Below are 17,915 nucleotides of genomic sequence, written 5' to 3'. Positions count from 1 at the left end.
TCCCTCATTATTAAAATTAATCAACGTTCAAAGGAGGCACGGTGCGCCCCTGACGTTGGTAAAAATCGGTCACGAAGCTCTCTAATTTACCCTCTTCGATAGCCTTGCGTAAACCAGCCATTAAACGCTGATAGTAGCGCAGGTTATGAATGGTATTGAGACGCGCGCCCAATATTTCGTTGCAACGGTCGAGGTGATGCAAGTAAGCGCGTGAATAATTGCGACATGTATAGCAATCACACTCGGCGTCCAGCGGTGCGGTATCGCTTTTGTGCTTCGCGTTGCGGATTTTCACCACGCCGTCGGTGACGAACAGGTGGCCGTTACGCGCGTTGCGCGTCGGCATGACGCAGTCGAACATATCGATACCGCGACGTACCCCTTCCACCAGATCTTCCGGCTTCCCGACGCCCATCAGGTATCGTGGTTTATCGGCCGGGATCTGCGGGCAGACGTGCTCCAGAATACGGTGCATGTCTTCCTTCGGCTCACCGACCGCCAAACCGCCGACAGCGTAGCCATCAAAGCCAATCTCTACCAGACCTTTCACCGAGATATCACGTAAATCTTCGTAAACGCTGCCCTGAATGATGCCGAACAGCGCATTTTTATTGCCAAGGCTATCGAAACGGTCACGGCTGCGCTTGGCCCAGCGCAGAGACATTTCCATCGAGCGCTTGGCGTAATCCCAGTCTGCCGGGTACGGCGTACATTCGTCGAAGATCATCACGATGTCGGAACCGAGATCGTATTGAATCTCCATCGATTTTTCCGGATCGAGGAAAATAGGATCGCCGTTGATCGGGTTGCGGAAATGGACGCCCTGCTCGGTGATCTTACGGATATCGCCAAGGCTGAACACCTGGAAGCCGCCGGAGTCGGTAAGGATCGGTCCTTTCCACTGCATAAAATCGTGCAGATCGCCATGCAGCTTCATGATCTCCTGACCTGGGCGCAGCCACAGATGGAAGGTGTTGCCAAGAATAATCTGCGCGCCGGTGGCTTCCACTTCTTCCGGCGTCATCCCTTTGACGGTGCCGTAGGTGCCAACGGGCATAAAGGCCGGTGTTTCCACCACGCCGCGCTCAAACACCAGGCGACCGCGGCGGGCGCGACCGTCGGTGGTATCCAGTTCAAATTTCATGCTTGCTCCTGCGTCAGAAAAACAGTCCGACGTTTTCATACTCGCCACGGAATGATTCCGTGGCTAAAAAATGCGTCATGGCGTCCAAAACGCCGGCGGGCCGGCCTTGTCAGGGACGCTCAGAAATAGCCTGCGGATTGTACGTGATAAACATCGCATCCCCGTAGCTAAAAAAGCGATATTTCTGCTCCACCGCCACCTTATAGGCGTTCATGGTGTGCTGATAACCCGCAAACGCCGACACCAGCATAATCAGTGTGGATTCAGGGAGATGGAAGTTGGTTACCAGCGCATCGATCACCTGGTACTGATAACCCGGGTAGATGAAAATCTGCGTATCGTCGAAGAACGGCGCGATCAGGGCGTCTTTCGCCGCCTGCGCCGCGCTCTCCAGCGAGCGTACCGAGGTGGTGCCTACCGCAATCACGCGGTTGCCGCGCGCTTTCGCCGCCAGCACCGCATCGACCACCTCCTGCGGCACTTCCGCATATTCAGAGTGCATGGTGTGCTCTTCAATGCTGTCGACGCGCACCGGCTGGAAAGTCCCCGCCCCCACGTGCAGGGTGACAAACGCCATCTCAACGCCTTTGGCGCGCAGTTTGTCCAGCAGCGGTTCGTCGAAGTGCAGACCGGCGGTCGGGGCGGCTACCGCGCCCGGCCTGGTGCCGTAGACGGTTTGATAGAGTTCGCGATCAGCGTCTTCGTCCGGGCGGTCAATGTAGGGCGGCAGCGGCATATGGCCGATCCCGTTGAGGATCTCCAGCACCGGACGCTCGTCGTTAAATTCCACTTCAAACAGCGCGCCATGACGCGCCAGCATCGTGGCCTTAATGCTCTCGTCATCGCCCAGCAGCAGCTCGGCGCCCGGCTTCGGCGCTTTTGAGGCGCGAATATGGGCCAGGATGCGCTTATCATCCAGCATCCGCTCCACCAGCACTTCAATCTTGCCGCCGCTGGCCTTGCGGCCGAACAGACGCGCCGGGATCACCCGGGTGTTGTTAAACACCAGCAGATCGCCGGGATTGAGCTTATCGAGGATGTCGGTGAATGTGCCATGCGTCAGCGCGCCCGTCGGCCCGTCCAGGGAGAGCAGGCGGCAGCTGCTGCGCTCAGGCATCGGATAGTGGGCGATCAGAGATTCGGGTAGTTCAAAAGCAAAATCGGTAACGCGCATGACGGTAACTCAGACTGAATAAAGAGGCGGGTAGTCTAGTGCCGGGGCGTTCCGCCTGCAACCTTTACCCCTCCGGATGAATGACATAATCTATATTCCAAATCATTCCGAATGCCGCCATGCGGCAACCGAATGCCTTACCGGTGGCAAAGGTGCCGCGCGCAGCCAGGCAGCATGCCATGCGGACACCGAGGCGCCGTTCAGCGCAACATCGGTGATTCCACCTGCCCGCTCGTATTTAAAGGATGTCGTTTTATGAATTTTCTCGCCCACCTGCACCTCGCCCATCTCGCCGACAGCTCGCTGCCCGGCAACCTGATGGCCGATTTTGTGCGCGGCAACCCGCAGGGCGACTATCCGGCGGAGATCATCGACGGCATCTATATGCATCGCCGGATTGACGTGATGACTGACAACCTGGCGGAAGTCAAAGAGGCGCGGGAGTGGTTTCGCCCGCAAACCCGTCGCGTCGCCCCCATCACCCTCGATGTCATGTGGGATCATTTCCTGTCGCAGCACTGGGCGCAGCTCTCCCCTGACCTGCCGCTGGACGAGTTCGTGCGCTACGCCGAGCAGCAGATCGTCCCCATCCTGCCCGACTCGCCGCCACGCTTCGTCAATCTGAATCAGTACCTGTGGTCGGAGCGCTGGCTGGAGCGCTATCAGGAGATGGATTTTATTCAGCGCGTGCTTAACGGCATGGCCAGCCGCCGTCCGCGTCTCGACGCCCTACGCGATTCCTGGCAGGATCTGGATACCCACTACGACCAGCTGGAGGGGCAGTTCTGGCGCTTTTATCCGCAAATGATGCGCCTGGCAGAAAACAAACAGCTGTAATAGCCACGTGATTGATAGGTAAAAGCTGGCTGAACGATTGTTAGCGCCTCTTTGTGTTATTAGCGGCCAGGCTCTATACTTGCCCGCGTTGCGTTCCAAATAACCTTAGTAATTACAGGAGAATCAAATGGTTCTGGTCACTCGTCAAGCGCCGGATTTTACTGCAGCCGCTGTGCTGGGTAATGGTGAGATCGTTGAGAAATTCAATTTCAAACAGCACACCAACGGTAAACCTACCGTTCTGTTCTTCTGGCCGATGGACTTTACTTTCGTGTGCCCGTCTGAGCTGATCGCGTTCGACAAACGTTACGAAGAATTCCAGAAACGCGGCGTGGAAGTGGTTGGCGTTTCCTTCGACTCCGAGTTCGTTCACAACGCATGGCGTAACACCCCGGTAGACCAGGGCGGTATCGGCCCGGTTAAATACGCGATGGTTGCTGACATCAAACGTGAAATCCAGAAAGCTTACGGTATCGAGCATCCGGACGAAGGCGTAGCGCTGCGCGGCTCTTTCCTGATCGACGCTAACGGCGTGGTACGCCACCAGGTGGTTAACGACCTGCCGCTGGGCCGTAACATCGACGAAATGCTGCGTATGGTTGACGCGCTGCAGTTCCACGAAGAGCACGGCGAAGTCTGCCCGGCGCAGTGGGAAAAAGGAAAAGAAGGTATGGCTGCTTCTCCGGAAGGCGTAGCAAAATACCTGACCGAAAACGTCTCCAGCCTGTAATCGGCAGGCGTTTTAATAAAAGGCTCGCTCAGGCGGGCCTTTTTTGTTAGCAGTGTCAAAATTTAAGAAAATGACCCGCCGATATTTGTGACCAGAGATACACTTCTGCCGAAAAAATTCGCCCTACCTCTCACTTTTTCTCTGTCAAATTTCAGCGTCAAAATACAAAGCCTTCATAACCCACTGAAAAATACATAAATTATTTATATCGTTTTCTGCCGGTACTTTGCCGTCGATGTGATCCCCATCAATATTTAAAACCCCGGATGTGATCTCATCCATCATTTTCATCAATGTATTTAGTCATGATTTTACTCAGGAACAGGAATACGTTCAGGAGCTGAGGATGGAAATTATTTTTGACCCGTCGTTAATCGCCCTTAAGCAGAATATTTCCCGTGCGGAAGAGGCCATCGAACTGGCGGGTTCATTACTCGCCAGGCGTCAGATTTGCAGCGCCGAATATGTCAACGAGATGCTGACGGTATATGAAGATTTCGGCGCTGCCATCGTCATAGACGACGGGATTGCCATGCCGCACGCCCGGCCGGAAAAAGGGGCATTGCAAACCGGATTTTCGCTTGTCACCACCGCCACGCCAATCTCCTTCGGCCACGATGAGTTCGATCCGGTTACCGTGATCATCGCTATCGCCGGCGCGGACGCTGACAGTCATATCAAAATGATCCAACTGATAGCCTCGCTGATCGAGTCAGATATTGTGACCTTCCTTCAGCAGGAAAATGACGTGAATTCAGTCTTACATTTCATCCAAAAACAAATGGAGTAGTCATTATGTTAGTTATCAGAACAGTTTGTGGTAACGGTATTGGCAGTTCATTGATGGCTGCGAATAATGTCAAAAAGATCTGTGAAGAATTAGGTATCAAAGCGGACGTCGCCTCGGTCGATTTTGCTAACGCCGTCGGCGAAAAAGCCGACCTTTACGTCACGATCAAAGAACTGGCAAATCAATTTCCAGCCCACTGTCATGTCGCCATCATTCGCAGCTATGTCCATAAAGCGAAAATCGCCGAGGATATTACCGACGCGCTGACCAAAATTGCGGCGAATCACTCTTAATTAACATAGAGGGAACGACCATGCAGGCTATTCTTAGTTTCTTAGCGGAAATATTCAGTCAACCTGCTTTTTTAATGGGGCTGATTGCTTTTGTCGGTTTAGTGGCGCTGCGCTCCCCCGGTAACAAACTCCTTACCGGCACATTAAAACCGATTCTAGGCTATTTAATGTTGAGCGCTGGCGCAGGCGTTATCGTTGCCAATCTCAACCCGCTGGGCGGTATTATCGAGGCCGGGTTTAATATCCGCGGCGTTATTCCAAACAATGAAGCCATTGTCTCCGTCGCCCAGAAGATGCTGGGCGTGGAAACCATGAGTATTTTGCTGTTAGGCTTTATTTTCAACCTGATTATCGCCCGCTGTACCAAGTATAAATATATCTTTCTGACCGGCCATCACTCATTCTTCCTCGCCTGCCTGTTTTCCGCTGTCCTGCAGGCGGCGGAGTTCCATGGCTGGATGTTGATCCTGATCGGCGGATTCCTGCTGGGGTCATGGTCGGCCATCTCCCCCGCGATTGGTCAGCGTTACACCAAGCAGGTCACGGAAGACGGTGGGATCGCCATGGGTCATTTCGGCTCCCTCGGCTACTACCTCTCGGCATGGATCGCCAGCCGGACCGGCAATCCGGCAAATTCCTTCGCGGATACCGAAATTTCAGAAAAGTGGGGCTTTCTGCGCGATACCACCGTCACCACCGGTATCGTGATGTTTGTTATCTACTTTATCTGCAGCGCTGTCGCCGGGTCGGCATACCTGAGCACCATCACCGACCAAAACATGCTGATCTTCTCGGTGCTGACCGGCCTGCAATTCGCCGTTGGCGTGGCCATTGTGTACAACGGTGTGCGGCTGATCCTCGGCGATCTGGTGCCGGCATTCCAGGGCATCAGCCAGAAGCTGATCCCGGACTCCATCCCGGCCGTTGACTGCGCGGTATTCTTCACCTTTAGCCCCACCGCCGTGGTGGTGGGATTCATCAGCTCCTTCGTGGGCGGGCTGGTCGGGATGCTCTTGCTCGGCGGGCTGGGCATGGCGCTGATTATTCCCGGCATGGTGCCGCACTTCTTCTGCGGCGGCACGTCCGGCGTCTTCGCCGACAAGCTGGGCGGCAAGCGCGGATGTATCATCGCCTCCTTTATCGGGGGGATCTTCCTCGCCTTCCTGCCGGCGATGCTGCTGCCGGCGCTCGGCAACCTCGGGTTTGAAAACAGCACCTTCGCCGATTTCGACTTCGCGGTATGGGGCATCATTATCGGTAACGCCTTCACCCAGTTTGGCCAGGTCACTATCTACCTGATTTGTCTGGTGCTGCTCGTCGCGCTGCTGGCGCCTTTCTGTTTCCGTCACGTACGGGTGGTTGGCGATACGCTCAGCTATGAGGAGCTCACGGCGAAGCAGAAAAATGAATAAGCGACGTCATTTTTCCCGGCGGGGAGGTCACGCTTCCCGCCGCTGACCAATAATCAGGAGTGGTTATGGCTATTTTGTCCATTGGATTTGCTTGTTTCGATCAGTTTTTCTTTCTCAATGAATGGCCTCAGGAGAATACCAAAAACTTTTGTCATGATTTTATAGAAAGCGGCGGCGGCCCAGCGGCCAATGCGGCATGGCTGCTGGGATTATGGGGTGAGGAAGTCTATTACATTGGTCATCTGCATCAGGACCTTTACGGTCAGCGCATTATCGATGAGTTTGCCGAAGCGGGCGTGGATACCAGCCAGGTGGTTTTTTCCGATGACATGATCACTCCGCTGGCCTCAGTGCTGGTCAATCGCTTAACGGGTTCGCGGACGATTATTACCCGCAAGATGCAAACGCCACCTTCCCTGACCTACGATCAAAAGCTCAAACTGGACGACCTCGCCGAGCGGCTGATTGCCAGCGAGGAGCCGGTCACCATTTTAATTGACGGCCATGAGGCAGAAATCAGTGAATATTTAATCAAGAAACTGCCCCACGCCAAAGTCGTGATGGACGGGGGTTCACTGCGTGCCAGCAATATTAAACTGGCGGCCTGGACTGACTATTTTGTCGTAAGCGAACATTTTGCCCGCGATTATATGAGCTATCGTTCACTGAGCACCGAAGCAGACATTAAAGCGGCCCTGATTGAACTGAATAAAATTTGCCGCGGCGAGGCGTTTATCACCCTTGGCGAAAAAGGCTGCGCCTTCTTAAAGAGCGGTATGCTGCAGATCGTCCCGTCCTGGCTGTGCAATGCCGTTGATACCACCGGCGCCGGGGATGTTTTTCACGGTGCCTTTACCTATGGCGTCCATTATTCGTGGCATATAGATAATATTATTTTATTTGCCAGCCTGACCGCCGCTATTTCTATTGAGAAAAAAGGTGTACGGGAATCGATGCCGGATCTGGCGGTCGTCCACCACTCGCTAAATAGCTACGAGAGAAATTTAAAGCAATATTTTGAAGAATAACTGCGTTTAATACATATCAAGAGGTGACTATGTTAGTGTCGATGAAGGACATGCTTCAGCATGCCCTAAAGAACGGTTACGCCGTCGGTCAGTTCAACATTAATAATCTGGAATGGGTCGGCGCCGTATTAAGCACCGCCCAGCAGTGCCGCTCACCGGTTATTTTGGGCGTGTCCGGCGGCACGGTTAAGCATATGCTCGGGCTAAAATGTATTCATGATATTGTGGTGAATGCCATAGATTATTTACATATTGATATTCCGGTGGCTCTGCATCTGGATCACGGCACTACCCAGGAGGCCTGCGAAGCCGCGATCGCTGCCGGCTTCAGTTCCATTATGTTTGATGGTTCACATCTGCCGTTCAGGGAAAACCTGACCATCACCCGCCACCTGGTGGCGCTGGCGCACAGCAAGGGCATCTCCGTGGAAGCCGAACTGGGGACCATCGCCGGCAGTGAAGATGGTATCGTTAACTCCGAGGTCATTTACGCCGATCCTGAAGAGTGCTACACCCTGGTGACAGAAACGCAGGTGGATTGCCTCGCCGCCGCGCTGGGTTCCACCCATGGTCTGTATAAAGGTAAAGCCCGGCTGGGATTTACTGAGATGAAAGCCATTGCCGAGCGCGTGAAGGTCCCGCTGGTGCTGCATGGCGGCACCGGTATTGCCGATGAGGATATGCGCCGGGCGATTGCCTGCGGCACCGCCAAGATTAACGTCAATACCGAAAACATGTACGCCTGGTGCCAGCAGGTGAAAGCGATCTTTGCCGCCGATACCGGGCACGATGTGAACGATCCGCGGAAAGTCATCACCCAGGGACTGCAGCCGGTACGTGAGATGATTGCCCGCCGCATGGCGCTTTTTGGCTCACAGCAGCGCTATTGACGCCGGGCCTGCGGCTGAAACCTCCGCCCCGAAGCTGCCGGGGCGGAGGCGTCAAGGTATCAGAAGGCAAAGCAGGAGCAGCCCAGCACGCCCCAGAAAGCTTGCTCATCGGAGACCGGAATCGACGACCTGCGCGCAATATCATGTTGGTGGCCGTGAACGCCGCAGCTGCCGCAGCACTGGTGCATCTGCACCATGGCGCCGATTTTAGCCGCCGCCGGCGGAGCGGAACGGTAATGGCCCGGGACCTTCACCACCGGTGACCACTCCGGTAGCACCGGAATGGGCGGCGGCGCCAGCGGCGAAAAGTGACCGGCAGCGTACACCACTTTACCATCAACCACCGTTAACACGGACTCAATGCCTTTGATCTCCTCTTCTGCGACGCTGAAGTAGTCTTTCGACAGCACCACCAGATCGGCAAGCTGACCGGCGGCCAGACGGCCTTTCTTGCCCTGCTCGCTGGAGAACCAGGCGCTGCCCGCCGTCCACATCTCCAGCGCGACATCGCGCGGCAGGCGGTTGTCGTCGTCGTACATCGCCATCCCGCCAACGGTGCGCCCGGAGACCAGCCAGTACAGTGCGGTCCACGGATTATAACTGGCGACGCGGGTGGCATCGGTGCCCAGCCCCACCGGCACGTCCAGTTCCAGCATTTTCGCTACCGGCGGAGTATGTTTCACCGCCTCTTTACCATAGCGATCGACAAAGTATTCGCCCTGGAAGGCCATCCGGTGCTGCACCGCAATACCGCCCCCCAGCGCCTTCACCCGCTCAATGTTACGCTCGGTAATGGTCTCGGCATGATCGAAGAACCAGTGCAGGCCATTAAACGGGATATCGCGGTTCACCTTCTCAAACACGTCCAGCATCCGGCTGATAGACTCGTCGTAGGTGGCATGCAGGCGGAACGGCCAGCGATGCTCCACCAGATGGCGCACCACCCGCTCCAGCTCATCCTCCATGCCTTGCAGCAGATCCGGCCGCGGCTGCAGGAAATCTTCAAAATCCGCCGCCGAGAACACCAGCATCTCGCCGGCGCCGTTGGCGCGATAGAAGTCGGTCCCCTGCCCCGGCTTCAGCATATCGGTCCAGCGTTCGAAGTCCTCCAGCTCCTGCTTCGGCCGCTGGGTAAACAGGTTGTAGGCGATGCGCACGGTCATCTGATCTTTCGCGTGCAGCTGTTCGATAATTTCGTAATCTTCCGGATAGTTCTGGAAGCCGCCCCCGGCGTCGATGGCGCTGGTCAGCCCCAGTCGGTTCAGCTCGCGCATAAACTGGCGGGTAGAGTTCACCTGCAGATCCAGCGGCAGCTTCGGCCCTTTGGCCAGAGTAGCGTAAAGGATCATGGCGTTCGGTTTGGCGATCAGCATCCCGGTCGGGTTGCCGCGGCTATCGCGGACGATCTCTCCGCCCACCGGATCCGGCGTCTCTTTGGTATACCCCACGGCTTTCAGCGCCGCGCGGTTCAGCAGCGCGCGATCGTAGAGATGCAGCACAAACACCGGCGTATCGGGCGCCGCGTCGTTCAGCTCTTCCAGGGTCGGCATCCGCCGCTCAGCGAACTGAAATTCGCTCCAGCCGCCGACCACCCGCACCCACTGCGGAGACGGTGTGCGTTCCGCCTGATCCTTAAGCATTCGCAGGGCATCGGCCAGCGAGGGAACGCCCTCCCAGCGGAGCTCAAGGTTGTAGTTCAACCCGCCGCGGATCAGGTGCAGGTGAGAATCGTTGAGGCCCGGGATCACCGTATGCCCTTTGAGATCGACGATTTGCGTCCCCTCGGCGGCAAAGCTCATGATCCGATCGTGGCTTCCGGTAGCAACAATTTTTCCGTCGGCGATGGCCACGGCTTCCGCCAGGGGATTCGCGCGATCGAGGGTATGAATCTGACCGTGGGTCAGAATCAGTGTGGCAGTTTGCGACATAACGCACTCCTTGAGGAGGCTGACTCAGTTTTTCTTTAACCAGCCAGCAAACAGGCGGGTCACGATGGGCATCCAGAACCAGACCACCAGCGCAACCACGCAGGCATCATTGATCAGGTGCAGCAGCAGGCTCCCTTTGAGCGACGGCAACAGCATACCGGTGACCGCAGGCACCAGGTTGGTGCTGGGAAAAATCACCAGCAGGGTGATCAGAAATTGTTTCCAGCGCCGCGGCTGGCGCACGTTCGCCGTCGGCGGGGTAAACCAGAAGGCCGGCTCGGTCCGCACCTCCGTCCGATCGCCTTCCGTCAGCAGCGGCGCAATCTCTGCCACCAGCTGCCGACGGGTTTCCGACTGCGTCCAGGCGTAGAGGTGCTCCAGGGTATCGAAGCGGATTATGACGCTCCACAGATTCTGCCCTGCGGCGGGCCGGATCACATTCGCGCCGAGATGGCCGGGAAACTCGGCCGCAATGGGCATAATTTTACCGAGCCACTCCTCGTAGCGCTGGCCGTGTTGCGGATCGAGCAGATGGCTGATGACCAGGGTCACCGATTTTTGCTGCGCCATAGAGAGTTCCTTGCTTCAGGGGAATGGCGGGATTGTTCCCGCCATTAGCCACAGATGACCATACACAACATCATTCATGCTACGTCGAGGCGGCAAGCCGGCACGTCCCCCTGAGCGGAGATAAGTCAGCGACCGGGGACGGGTAAACGCAGCCGAAGATCAGGCAGCCTGAAGGATGAAGTGATTTACGCTTTACGCTCCGGCGCGCCATGCACCATGGTATAAGCGTAATCCACGCCCATCCCGTAGGCGCCGCTGTGTTCGCGTACGAGGTCCATCACCGCATCGTAGGTCGCTTTGCGCGACCAGTCGCGCTGGTACTCCAGCAGCACCTGTTGCCAGGTCACCGGTACCGCCCCCGCCTGCACCATCCGGTCAATAGACCGCTCATGGGCGTCGACAGAGGTGCCGCCGGAGGTATCCGTCACCACATAGACCTCGTAGCCCGCCTCCAGCGCCATCAACGCCGGGAAGGTCAGGCAGACTTCGGTCCACAGGGCGGAAATCACCAGCTTTTTACGGCCGGTCGCTTTCACCGCCGCCACAAACGCGTCGTCTTCCCAGGAGTTCATCGAGGTACGTTCAATCGGCTTGACGTCAGGATGCACGGCCAATAATTCCGGCCAGATATAACCGCTGAAGCTTTTGGTCTCTACGGAGGTATAAATCACCGGCACATTAAAAATTTTGCCCGCTTTCGCCAGCGCCACGGTGTTATTTTTCAGGGTCTGGCGATCGATATTCGCCACGCCAAATGACATCTGCGGCTGGTGGTCAATAAAGATAAGTGCGGAATTAGTGGGATCGAGCAGTTCACGAATAGACATTAAATACCTTCTTAATCAATGAGTTAAAAAGATGACATGATGGTTAATGCGTCGTGTGGATCCTGACTGATAAAGCATGGTGAGTATAGCCAGTTATTTCTAACAAGTTATTAAAGTTTTTTTGTGGTTTATTTTTTTGCCCGTAGCAAGGATTTGCTCGCATCCGCATTAATCAAATTTTTACGCCAAACTGTTCTGATTTATTCACTGGCATTGATTATTGTGCTTAGGTACAACAAGGGAAAATAAATTAATGGATAGCTCCCCCATGCGTGTGAATTTTGATGTACTCATGATCCTTGATGCCCTGGACAGACACGGGTCCTTCGCCACCGCCGCGGAGTCGCTGTATAAAACCCCCGCCGCCCTGAGCTATATGATCCAGAAGCTGGAGAGCGATCTGGATATTGTGCTGTTGGATCGCTCTGGCCACCGGGCGAAGTTTACCGATACCGGTAGGCTGATGCTGGAGAAGGGACGGCAGCTGTTGAGCGCCGCCAGAGATCTGGAAAAGCAGGCGCAGCAGCTGAGCGCGGGCTGGGAGCGAGAGCTGGCGATCGCTCTCGATGCTTCGTTTCCCTTTTCTGCCCTGCTGCCGCTGATCGCCGAGTTTTATGCGCAAAATCCGCAGACGCGGCTGAACTTCAGTCATCACACCCTCGCCGGTTCGTGGGAAGAGCTGACCCACCATGGCGCGGATATTATCCTCGGCGCCATCAATGAGCCCCCGACCTCTGCAGAGTGGTCATGGCAAACCCTCGGCGCACTGGATAATATTTTCGTGGTTGCCCCCGCCCACCCGCTGGCTCAGGCGAAGGAGCCACTGACCAATAAACAGCTCAGCCAACATCGGGCCATCGTGATCCGCGACAGCGCCCGTTATTGCCATCCGCTAAACAGCAATCTCCTCGACGAGCAGCCGCAAATCGGCGTCGATGATTTCGCCAGTAAAGTCGAACTGCTGTGCGCCGGGCTGGGCTGCGGCTTTCTACCGCGCCATATCGCTCGCCCATGGCTGGAAAAAGGCAGTCTGGTGGAGAAAAGCGTCGCCTGCTGGCGGGAAAAAGATATCACCTACATGGCCTGGCGCAGCGGGAATGACGGGCTGGCTCAGCGCTGGTGGCGGGAGGCGCTCCTCCGCGGCGACCTGCTGAGCCAGCTCTACCGTTAACGGCCGGACCAGACGCTGGCGGAGATGGCCGGAAGGGTCAGCACCCCGTCCTGAAAGGCGCCGGCGCCTTCCAGCAGCGTCCACCCGGCCACGTTCAGCAGCGGCGAATCCTCGATAACCACCTCGCAGGCTTCCCCGCGGTTAATCGCCACCAGCACGCGCTGCTGTTTGTAGACCCGGACAAACACCACCACGTTATCCTCGGCGTAAATCACCTGACAGCCGCCGTAGCGCAGCGCCTGCTGGGCCTTACGCAGTTTCGCCATCCGCTGATACAGCGCCAACAGTTGGGTATCCTGCAGCGCCGGATCCCACGGGAACGGTTTGCGGCAGAACGGATCGTTGTTGCCATCCACGCCCACCTCGTCGCCGTAGTAGATACACGGTACGCCCGGCCAGCTAAACAGCCACACCACCGCCAGCGGCAGGCGCGCTACGTCTTTACCAAGGAGAGATTTAAAGCGCGCCGTATCATGGCTGTCGAGCTGGTTGAACATCCGCAGCTGCTGCTGATGCGACAGCCCGGCGCGATAATTATCCATCCACGCCATGCAGGTCTGGGCGTCTATCTTCTGCGGATCGTAAGAGATATCGGTATTGGCGAGGAATCCCCAGATCGGGAAGGTAAAGCCGCGATAGTTCATCGCCGCATCTTCGGCATCCGCCTGCAGCCATTGTCGCGCATCGCCAAAATGTTCGCCAAAGACAAAGGCTTCCGGCTGCGTTTGTTTTGCCGCCTGAGTGATGCCGGCGATATGCTGCAGGTTATTCCGCGCCCCGCCGCCTTCGCCCAGCATATGCACCACGTCCAGACGCCAGCCGTCCATGCTCCACGGCGCCTTCAGCCAGTGGCGTACGATACTGTCCTCGCCGGCATAGATCTCGTTGACCAGGCTGGTCGAGCGATAGTCGAGCTTCGGCAGACTGGCATAGCCCAGCCAGTTGTGCGCCTGCCCCTCCTCTGAGAAGGTAAACCAGTCGCGCCACGGGGAGTCCGGATAATGGCCGGCGCCGCCGCTGCCCTGCTGGTGTCGGTCGAACCAGGGATGGGAATCGCCGGTATGGTTGAACACCCCGTCGAGGATCATGCGCATCCCCGCCCGCTGGGTGTTGTGCCGCAGCCGGAGCAGCGCCGCGTCGCCGCCAAACTGCGGATCGACGCGCCGATAATCCTCGGTATCGTATTTATGCACGCTGGGGGCGGCGAAAACCGGGTTCAGATAGAGGGCGGTGACGCCGAGTTGCTTCAGGTAGGGAAGTTTTTCGCTGATGCCGTCGAGATCGCCGCCGTAGAACGTCGACCCGCCCGCCTCACCGGTTAGCGGTTCGTCCCATGCCTTGCGCACAATCTCCCGTCCCGCCGCGTGATGGTAATAGACCGCATCCTGGTCGGCGTCACGCGCGGCGCTGCGGGCAAAGCGATCGGGGAAAATCTGATAGAACACCTGATCGGCCACCCACTGCGGGCCGGCGTCCGGCAGGTCAATGGCAAACTGTTCCAGCCTGGCCGGCGGGAAACGGGTGAAACCTTGTGGCGTAAACCAGCGCTGATGGTCGGCCCACAGCAGCTTAAAGCTGTAGCGGCGGCGCGGCTGGCCGCTGGCGAGAGAGATTTCACCGCGCCATGCCACCACGCCTGGCTGCGGCGCCTGACGGAGCCGCTGCATCGGCAGCGACAGCTCTTCGTTATCCTCTTCCGCGCGCAGCGTGATCCGCTGCGGCAGCGACTCACCGCTTAACCACAGGGTAATAAACAGTCGGTCCTGTTGCACCTTGATAAAGGGTGCAACCGGAAGGTGCCATGCCTTCAACATCGTGAATCCTCATTGTGCAGAATGGGCACACCTTGCCATAGCCGTCAGGCGCAGAACTCATCATCACAGGATTTTTTGGGGGAGGATAACGGGGGAGGACGCGGGACTGCAAGCCGCCCCGGTCGCGTGATGCTGACCGGGGCGGTGCATTTACTGTGCCTGCGCCAGGCGGCGATCGCGACGGGTCTTAAAGACCCAGCCCAGCAGCAGCAGGCCGATCCACGCCATACCGACATACAGCGAGATACGGGTATCCGGATGATAGCCGATCAGGGCGATAATAAAGGCCAGGAACACCAGGCCGACTACCGTGGTCACCACTCCGCCGGGCACTTTGAATTTCAGCGCCTTGACCTCTTCGGGCGACAGACGGCGGCGGAAGGCAATCTGTGACAACAGGATCATAATCCACACCCACACCGTGGCGAAGGTGGCCAGGGAGGCGATCACCAGGAAGACGTTTTCCGGCATGATGTAATTGAGATACACCGCAAACAACAGCGCAATAGTCATCACCATCACCGTCACCCACGGAATACCGCGGCGCGATGTTTTAGCGAACACCTTCGGCGCGCTGCCCTGCTCAGCCATGCCGTGCAGCATACGGCCTACGCCGAACACGTCGGAGTTAATCGCCGACAGGGAGGCTGTCAGGACCACGAAGTTAAGAATACTGGCCGCGAAGGTAATGCCCAGATGCTGGAAGGTCAGGACAAAGGGGCTGCCGTCGGTTCCCACCTGATTCCACGGATAGATGGACATAATGACGAACAGTGTGCCCACGTAGAACACCAGAATACGCATCGGCACCGAGTTGATCGCGCGCGGAATGGATTTCTCCGGGTCTTTCGCCTCACCGGCAGTAATACCGATGATTTCGATGCCGCCGTAGGCGAACATCACCATCTGCAGCGACATCACCATCCCCAGCCAGCCGTTGCTGAAGAAGCCGCCGTTGCTCCACAGGTTATGAATGCCGGTCGGCTGGCCGCCGTTGCCGATCCCCCAGATAATAATGCCGAACCCGGCGAGGATCATGATGATAATGGTGGCCACTTTGAAGAACGAGAACCAGAACTCCAGCTCACCAAACACCTTGACGCTCATCAGGTTGACGGCGCAGATGATCAGTACCACGCTGAGCACCCAGATCCAGTGCGGTACCGTCGGGAACCAGACGCCCATGTAGATACCGAAGGCGGTGACGTCGGCGATGGCGACGATCAGGATTTCGAAGCAGTAGGTCCAGCCGGTGATATAGCCCGCCAGTCCGCCGAGGTTTTCCTGGGCATAGCGGGAAAATGAGCTGGCGGCAGGGTTATGCACCGACATCTCACCGAGCGCCCGCATAATGATATATGCCGCGACGCCACCGATAATGTAGGCCAACAGCACGCTGGGTCCGGCCATCTTAATGGCGTCGGCTGAGCCGTAAAAAAGCCCGGTGCCGATGGCGGAACCCAGGGCCATAAAGCGGATATGCCGGGTGCTTAGCCCGCGCTTAAGCTTGTTACTACTTTCCATCGTGGTTTTTCAATGCCGTTTAACACAAAAAATAAAAAACCACGGAACCCGAAGTCCCGTGGTTAAACGCTTTCCTTAACGCCTGTTAATGGGCGCTGGAGGCCACCTGACGTCCGGCTGCACGATCCCAGATCACCGCGAGGAACACCATCACGGCGGTGGGCATCAGCCAGGCCAGGCCCTGCTCCGCCAGCGGCAGACGCGCGGTCCAGGCCGGCAGAATCGCGGCAAACGCCGATGACTTAATCCCGTCAATGATACCAAACATCAGACTGATAAACATGGCCGGCGCGATAACGCGGGACGAATTATGCCACCAACTGCGGGTAAAGCTTAATACAACCAGTGCGATACACGGCGGATAGATAGCGGTCAGCACCGGAATTGACACCTGAATCAGATGGCTCAGCCCCAGATTGGAGACCGCCATCGAGAACAGGCCAAGGATAAAGACCAGCGCGCGATAGGAGAACGGCAGATACTGGGCAAAGAACTCGGCGCAGGCGCAGGTCAGGCCCACCGCCGTCACCAGACAAGCGATGAAGATCAGCGCCGCCAGCAGGAAGCTGCCCGCCCCGCCGAAGGTGTGCTGCACGTAGGAGTGCAGAATGGCCGCGCCGTTGGCGGACTGGTCCACGAGAGTGGCGCTGTCAGAACCCAGACGGAACAACGCCAGGTACAGCAGCGTCAGGCCAACGCCTGCCATCAGGCCAGCCCAGACGGTGTAGCGGGTCAACAGACGCGCTTCGCTGACGCCGCGGGAGCGTGCCGCATTGACAATCACGATCCCGAACACCATCGCGCCGAGGGTATCCATGGTCAGGTAGCCGTTGACGAAGCCATTGGAGAATGGCGCCGTACGATACGCTTCCAGCGCGTCGCTGATCGGGCCCGCTGGCCAGATGATGGCCGCGACCGCCAGCACAATCAGGGCGATAATTTTCAGCGGCGCAAGGAAGTTGCCCACGGTGTCCAGCAGTTTGCCCGGATAGAGGGAGACCAGAATCACCAGCGCGAAATAGATAACGCTGTAGATCAGCAGCGGCAGCGGGCCGTCGCCGGTCAGCGGCGCAATACCGACCTCAAAGGAGACGGTCGCGGTGCGCGGGGTCGCGAACAGCGGTCCCACCGCGAGATAACACACCACCGCCAGCAGGATACCCGCCACTTTACCAATCGGGGTGCTCAGGCTTTCAACGCCGCCGCCGACTTTCGCCAGCGCCACCACCGTCAGCACCGGCAGACCCACCGCAGTGATCAGGAAGCCGATCGCCGCTGTCCAGACGTGCTCGCCCGCCTGTAAGCCAACCATCGGAGGGAAAATTATGTTGCCTGCGCCAACAAACAACGCGAAGGTCATAAAGCCCAACGCTATGATGTCGCGAGATTTTAACTGATGGGTCATAAATTCATTACTGCCTGTGGATGTGGTGTTGTAAAAAATGGAAAAATACCGCGCTCCCCTCTCAGGGACGATACAGCGGCCATTGCCGGTAAACTCAGCGAGATATGCTCCCGAAGCGGCGTGGGAAAGAATTGTTTTTGGTATTACCACGCAAAAGCAGTCTGTCATCGACTGCGCAGGCGCAATTTAAACGCTTATAACGTTTTAAAGCAAGGCACGATCGCAAAAGCAGATGATTATGCTGGTTATCAGTTTCACACCAGAATCATTTACCATATTGATGGAAAACCCGTGGCTTATCATGCGAACAAAAAAGCAGCACGCGTTCATTAAATAGGCGAGGAAAAAAGGGATGCCAACGAAAATGACCAGCCGGGG

At 57.0% G+C, this 17,915-nt stretch carries 19 protein-coding genes; 9 read left to right on the top strand and 10 right to left on the bottom strand.

Going from position 1 to position 17,915, the window contains the following annotated elements:
• Positions 1-16: 16 nt before the first annotated feature.
• The 3 genes from tgt to A1WC_RS27815 form a co-directional block, all read right to left on the bottom strand.
• Positions 17-1,144 (bottom strand): tRNA guanosine(34) transglycosylase Tgt, encoded by a 1,128-nt coding sequence (gene tgt / locus A1WC_RS20250; RefSeq protein WP_002890395.1) that lies wholly within the window; start codon positions 1,142-1,144, stop codon positions 17-19.
• 109 nt (positions 1,145-1,253) lie between these two features.
• Positions 1,254-2,318, bottom strand: coding sequence for a tRNA preQ1(34) S-adenosylmethionine ribosyltransferase-isomerase QueA (gene queA / locus A1WC_RS20255; RefSeq protein ID WP_002890390.1), 1,065 nt, complete (start codon positions 2,316-2,318; stop codon positions 1,254-1,256).
• Positions 2,319-2,382: 64 nt separating this feature from the next.
• Positions 2,383-2,499 (bottom strand): hypothetical protein, encoded by a 117-nt coding sequence (locus A1WC_RS27815; protein ID WP_004218831.1) that lies wholly within the window; start codon positions 2,497-2,499, stop codon positions 2,383-2,385.
• Positions 2,500-2,573: 74 nt separating this feature from the next.
• Here A1WC_RS27815 and acpH point away from each other — a divergent pair, with 74 nt between their 5' ends.
• Complete coding sequence (gene acpH, locus A1WC_RS20260) at positions 2,574-3,155, top strand: ACP phosphodiesterase (RefSeq protein WP_008805369.1); 582 nt, start codon at positions 2,574-2,576, stop codon at positions 3,153-3,155.
• A gap of 127 nt (positions 3,156-3,282) precedes the next feature.
• The gene (locus A1WC_RS20265) at positions 3,283-3,885 is read left to right on the top strand and encodes a peroxiredoxin (protein WP_004178733.1); all 603 of its coding nucleotides are present in this window, start codon (positions 3,283-3,285) and stop codon (positions 3,883-3,885) included.
• Between the two features lie 144 nt (positions 3,886-4,029).
• Here A1WC_RS20265 and A1WC_RS27810 read toward each other — a convergent pair whose 3' ends face one another.
• Complete coding sequence (locus A1WC_RS27810) at positions 4,030-4,176, bottom strand: hypothetical protein (RefSeq protein WP_012542702.1); 147 nt, start codon at positions 4,174-4,176, stop codon at positions 4,030-4,032.
• Between the two features lie 55 nt (positions 4,177-4,231).
• Here A1WC_RS27810 and A1WC_RS20270 point away from each other — a divergent pair, with 55 nt between their 5' ends.
• From A1WC_RS20270 to fba, 5 genes are all read left to right on the top strand, one after another.
• Positions 4,232-4,675 carry a PTS sugar transporter subunit IIA gene (locus A1WC_RS20270; RefSeq protein WP_012542703.1) on the top strand — a complete coding sequence of 148 codons (444 nt, stop codon included), beginning with the start codon at positions 4,232-4,234 and terminating at the stop codon, positions 4,673-4,675.
• Between the two features lie 5 nt (positions 4,676-4,680).
• Positions 4,681-4,968 carry a PTS sugar transporter subunit IIB gene (locus A1WC_RS20275; RefSeq protein ID WP_012968839.1) on the top strand — a complete coding sequence of 96 codons (288 nt, stop codon included), beginning with the start codon at positions 4,681-4,683 and terminating at the stop codon, positions 4,966-4,968.
• A 20-nt stretch (positions 4,969-4,988) separates the two neighbouring features.
• Positions 4,989-6,380: a PTS ascorbate transporter subunit IIC gene (locus A1WC_RS20280; protein ID WP_012968840.1), complete on the top strand. Its 1,392-nt coding sequence runs from the start codon at positions 4,989-4,991 to the stop codon at positions 6,378-6,380.
• Between the two features lie 65 nt (positions 6,381-6,445).
• The gene (locus A1WC_RS20285; protein ID WP_008805365.1) at positions 6,446-7,408 is read left to right on the top strand and encodes a carbohydrate kinase family protein; all 963 of its coding nucleotides are present in this window, start codon (positions 6,446-6,448) and stop codon (positions 7,406-7,408) included.
• A 35-nt stretch (positions 7,409-7,443) separates the two neighbouring features.
• Positions 7,444-8,298 (top strand): class II fructose-1,6-bisphosphate aldolase, encoded by an 855-nt coding sequence (gene fba, locus A1WC_RS20290; protein ID WP_162493339.1) that lies wholly within the window; start codon positions 7,444-7,446, stop codon positions 8,296-8,298.
• Positions 8,299-8,357: 59 nt separating this feature from the next.
• Here fba and A1WC_RS20295 read toward each other — a convergent pair whose 3' ends face one another.
• The 3 genes from A1WC_RS20295 to A1WC_RS20305 all read right to left on the bottom strand — a co-directional run bounded on the left by A1WC_RS20295 (position 8,358) and on the right by A1WC_RS20305 (position 11,623).
• Positions 8,358-10,226 (bottom strand): amidohydrolase, encoded by a 1,869-nt coding sequence (locus A1WC_RS20295; RefSeq protein ID WP_016160370.1) that lies wholly within the window; start codon positions 10,224-10,226, stop codon positions 8,358-8,360.
• 24 nt (positions 10,227-10,250) lie between these two features.
• Positions 10,251-10,796: an antibiotic biosynthesis monooxygenase gene (locus tag A1WC_RS20300; protein ID WP_008805362.1), complete on the bottom strand. Its 546-nt coding sequence runs from the start codon at positions 10,794-10,796 to the stop codon at positions 10,251-10,253.
• Positions 10,797-10,981: 185 nt separating this feature from the next.
• Positions 10,982-11,623 (bottom strand): hydrolase, encoded by a 642-nt coding sequence (locus A1WC_RS20305; protein ID WP_002890357.1) that lies wholly within the window; start codon positions 11,621-11,623, stop codon positions 10,982-10,984.
• Between the two features lie 268 nt (positions 11,624-11,891).
• On the opposite strand from A1WC_RS20305, the gene A1WC_RS20310 reads away from it, so the two are divergent.
• Positions 11,892-12,794 carry a LysR substrate-binding domain-containing protein gene (locus A1WC_RS20310; protein ID WP_012968843.1) on the top strand — a complete coding sequence of 301 codons (903 nt, stop codon included), beginning with the start codon at positions 11,892-11,894 and terminating at the stop codon, positions 12,792-12,794.
• Here A1WC_RS20310 and malZ read toward each other — a convergent pair.
• The 3 genes from malZ to brnQ all read right to left on the bottom strand — a co-directional run bounded on the left by malZ (position 12,791) and on the right by brnQ (position 17,537).
• Positions 12,791-14,608: a maltodextrin glucosidase gene (gene malZ, locus A1WC_RS20315; protein ID WP_008805359.1), complete on the bottom strand. Its 1,818-nt coding sequence runs from the start codon at positions 14,606-14,608 to the stop codon at positions 12,791-12,793. The genes A1WC_RS20310 and malZ overlap by 4 nt on opposite strands.
• 150 nt (positions 14,609-14,758) lie before the next feature.
• Positions 14,759-16,132 carry a proline-specific permease ProY gene (gene proY, locus A1WC_RS20320; RefSeq protein WP_008805358.1) on the bottom strand — a complete coding sequence of 458 codons (1,374 nt, stop codon included), beginning with the start codon at positions 16,130-16,132 and terminating at the stop codon, positions 14,759-14,761.
• An 85-nt stretch (positions 16,133-16,217) separates the two neighbouring features.
• On the bottom strand, positions 16,218-17,537 hold the full coding sequence (gene brnQ, locus A1WC_RS20325) for a branched-chain amino acid transporter carrier protein BrnQ (protein WP_016160369.1): 1,320 nt from the start codon (positions 17,535-17,537) through the stop codon (positions 16,218-16,220).
• Between brnQ and A1WC_RS27805 the strand changes: the two genes are divergently transcribed.
• The gene (locus A1WC_RS27805; RefSeq protein WP_153242733.1) at positions 17,529-17,870 is read left to right on the top strand and encodes a hypothetical protein; all 342 of its coding nucleotides are present in this window, start codon (positions 17,529-17,531) and stop codon (positions 17,868-17,870) included. The genes brnQ and A1WC_RS27805 overlap by 9 nt on opposite strands.
• The last annotated feature ends 45 nt before the right edge of the window (positions 17,871-17,915 follow it).

The organism is Klebsiella sp. KTE92, assembly GCF_000398905.1.
Lineage (GTDB): Bacteria > Pseudomonadota > Gammaproteobacteria > Enterobacterales > Enterobacteriaceae > Klebsiella > Klebsiella variicola.
This window is presented reverse-complemented; position numbering and strand designations above follow the sequence as displayed.

Bases quoted from the DNA above. Each gene is read 5' to 3' on its own strand.
- A1WC_RS20305 (WP_002890357.1), bottom strand. From the start codon at position 11,623: ATGTCTATTCGTGAACTGCTCGATCCCACTAATTCCGCACTTATCTTT.
- tgt (WP_002890395.1), bottom strand. From the start codon at position 1,144: ATGAAATTTGAACTGGATACCACCGACGGTCGCGCCCGCCGCGGTCGC.
- malZ (WP_008805359.1), bottom strand. From the start codon at position 14,608: ATGTTGAAGGCATGGCACCTTCCGGTTGCACCCTTTATCAAGGTGCAA.
- A1WC_RS20295 (WP_016160370.1), bottom strand. From the start codon at position 10,226: ATGTCGCAAACTGCCACACTGATTCTGACCCACGGTCAGATTCATACC.
- brnQ (WP_016160369.1), bottom strand. From the start codon at position 17,537: ATGACCCATCAGTTAAAATCTCGCGACATCATAGCGTTGGGCTTTATG.
- queA (WP_002890390.1), bottom strand. From the start codon at position 2,318: ATGCGCGTTACCGATTTTGCTTTTGAACTACCCGAATCTCTGATCGCC.
- A1WC_RS20275 (WP_012968839.1), top strand. From the start codon at position 4,681: ATGTTAGTTATCAGAACAGTTTGTGGTAACGGTATTGGCAGTTCATTG.
- A1WC_RS20280 (WP_012968840.1), top strand. From the start codon at position 4,989: ATGCAGGCTATTCTTAGTTTCTTAGCGGAAATATTCAGTCAACCTGCT.
- acpH (WP_008805369.1), top strand. From the start codon at position 2,574: ATGAATTTTCTCGCCCACCTGCACCTCGCCCATCTCGCCGACAGCTCG.
- A1WC_RS20285 (WP_008805365.1), top strand. From the start codon at position 6,446: ATGGCTATTTTGTCCATTGGATTTGCTTGTTTCGATCAGTTTTTCTTT.
- A1WC_RS20265 (WP_004178733.1), top strand. From the start codon at position 3,283: ATGGTTCTGGTCACTCGTCAAGCGCCGGATTTTACTGCAGCCGCTGTG.
- A1WC_RS27810 (WP_012542702.1), bottom strand. From the start codon at position 4,176: ATGAAAATGATGGATGAGATCACATCCGGGGTTTTAAATATTGATGGG.
- A1WC_RS20300 (WP_008805362.1), bottom strand. From the start codon at position 10,796: ATGGCGCAGCAAAAATCGGTGACCCTGGTCATCAGCCATCTGCTCGAT.
- A1WC_RS27815 (WP_004218831.1), bottom strand. From the start codon at position 2,499: ATGGCATGCTGCCTGGCTGCGCGCGGCACCTTTGCCACCGGTAAGGCA.
- A1WC_RS20310 (WP_012968843.1), top strand. From the start codon at position 11,892: ATGCGTGTGAATTTTGATGTACTCATGATCCTTGATGCCCTGGACAGA.
- proY (WP_008805358.1), bottom strand. From the start codon at position 16,132: ATGGAAAGTAGTAACAAGCTTAAGCGCGGGCTAAGCACCCGGCATATC.
- A1WC_RS27805 (WP_153242733.1), top strand. From the start codon at position 17,529: ATGGGTCATAAATTCATTACTGCCTGTGGATGTGGTGTTGTAAAAAAT.
- A1WC_RS20270 (WP_012542703.1), top strand. From the start codon at position 4,232: ATGGAAATTATTTTTGACCCGTCGTTAATCGCCCTTAAGCAGAATATT.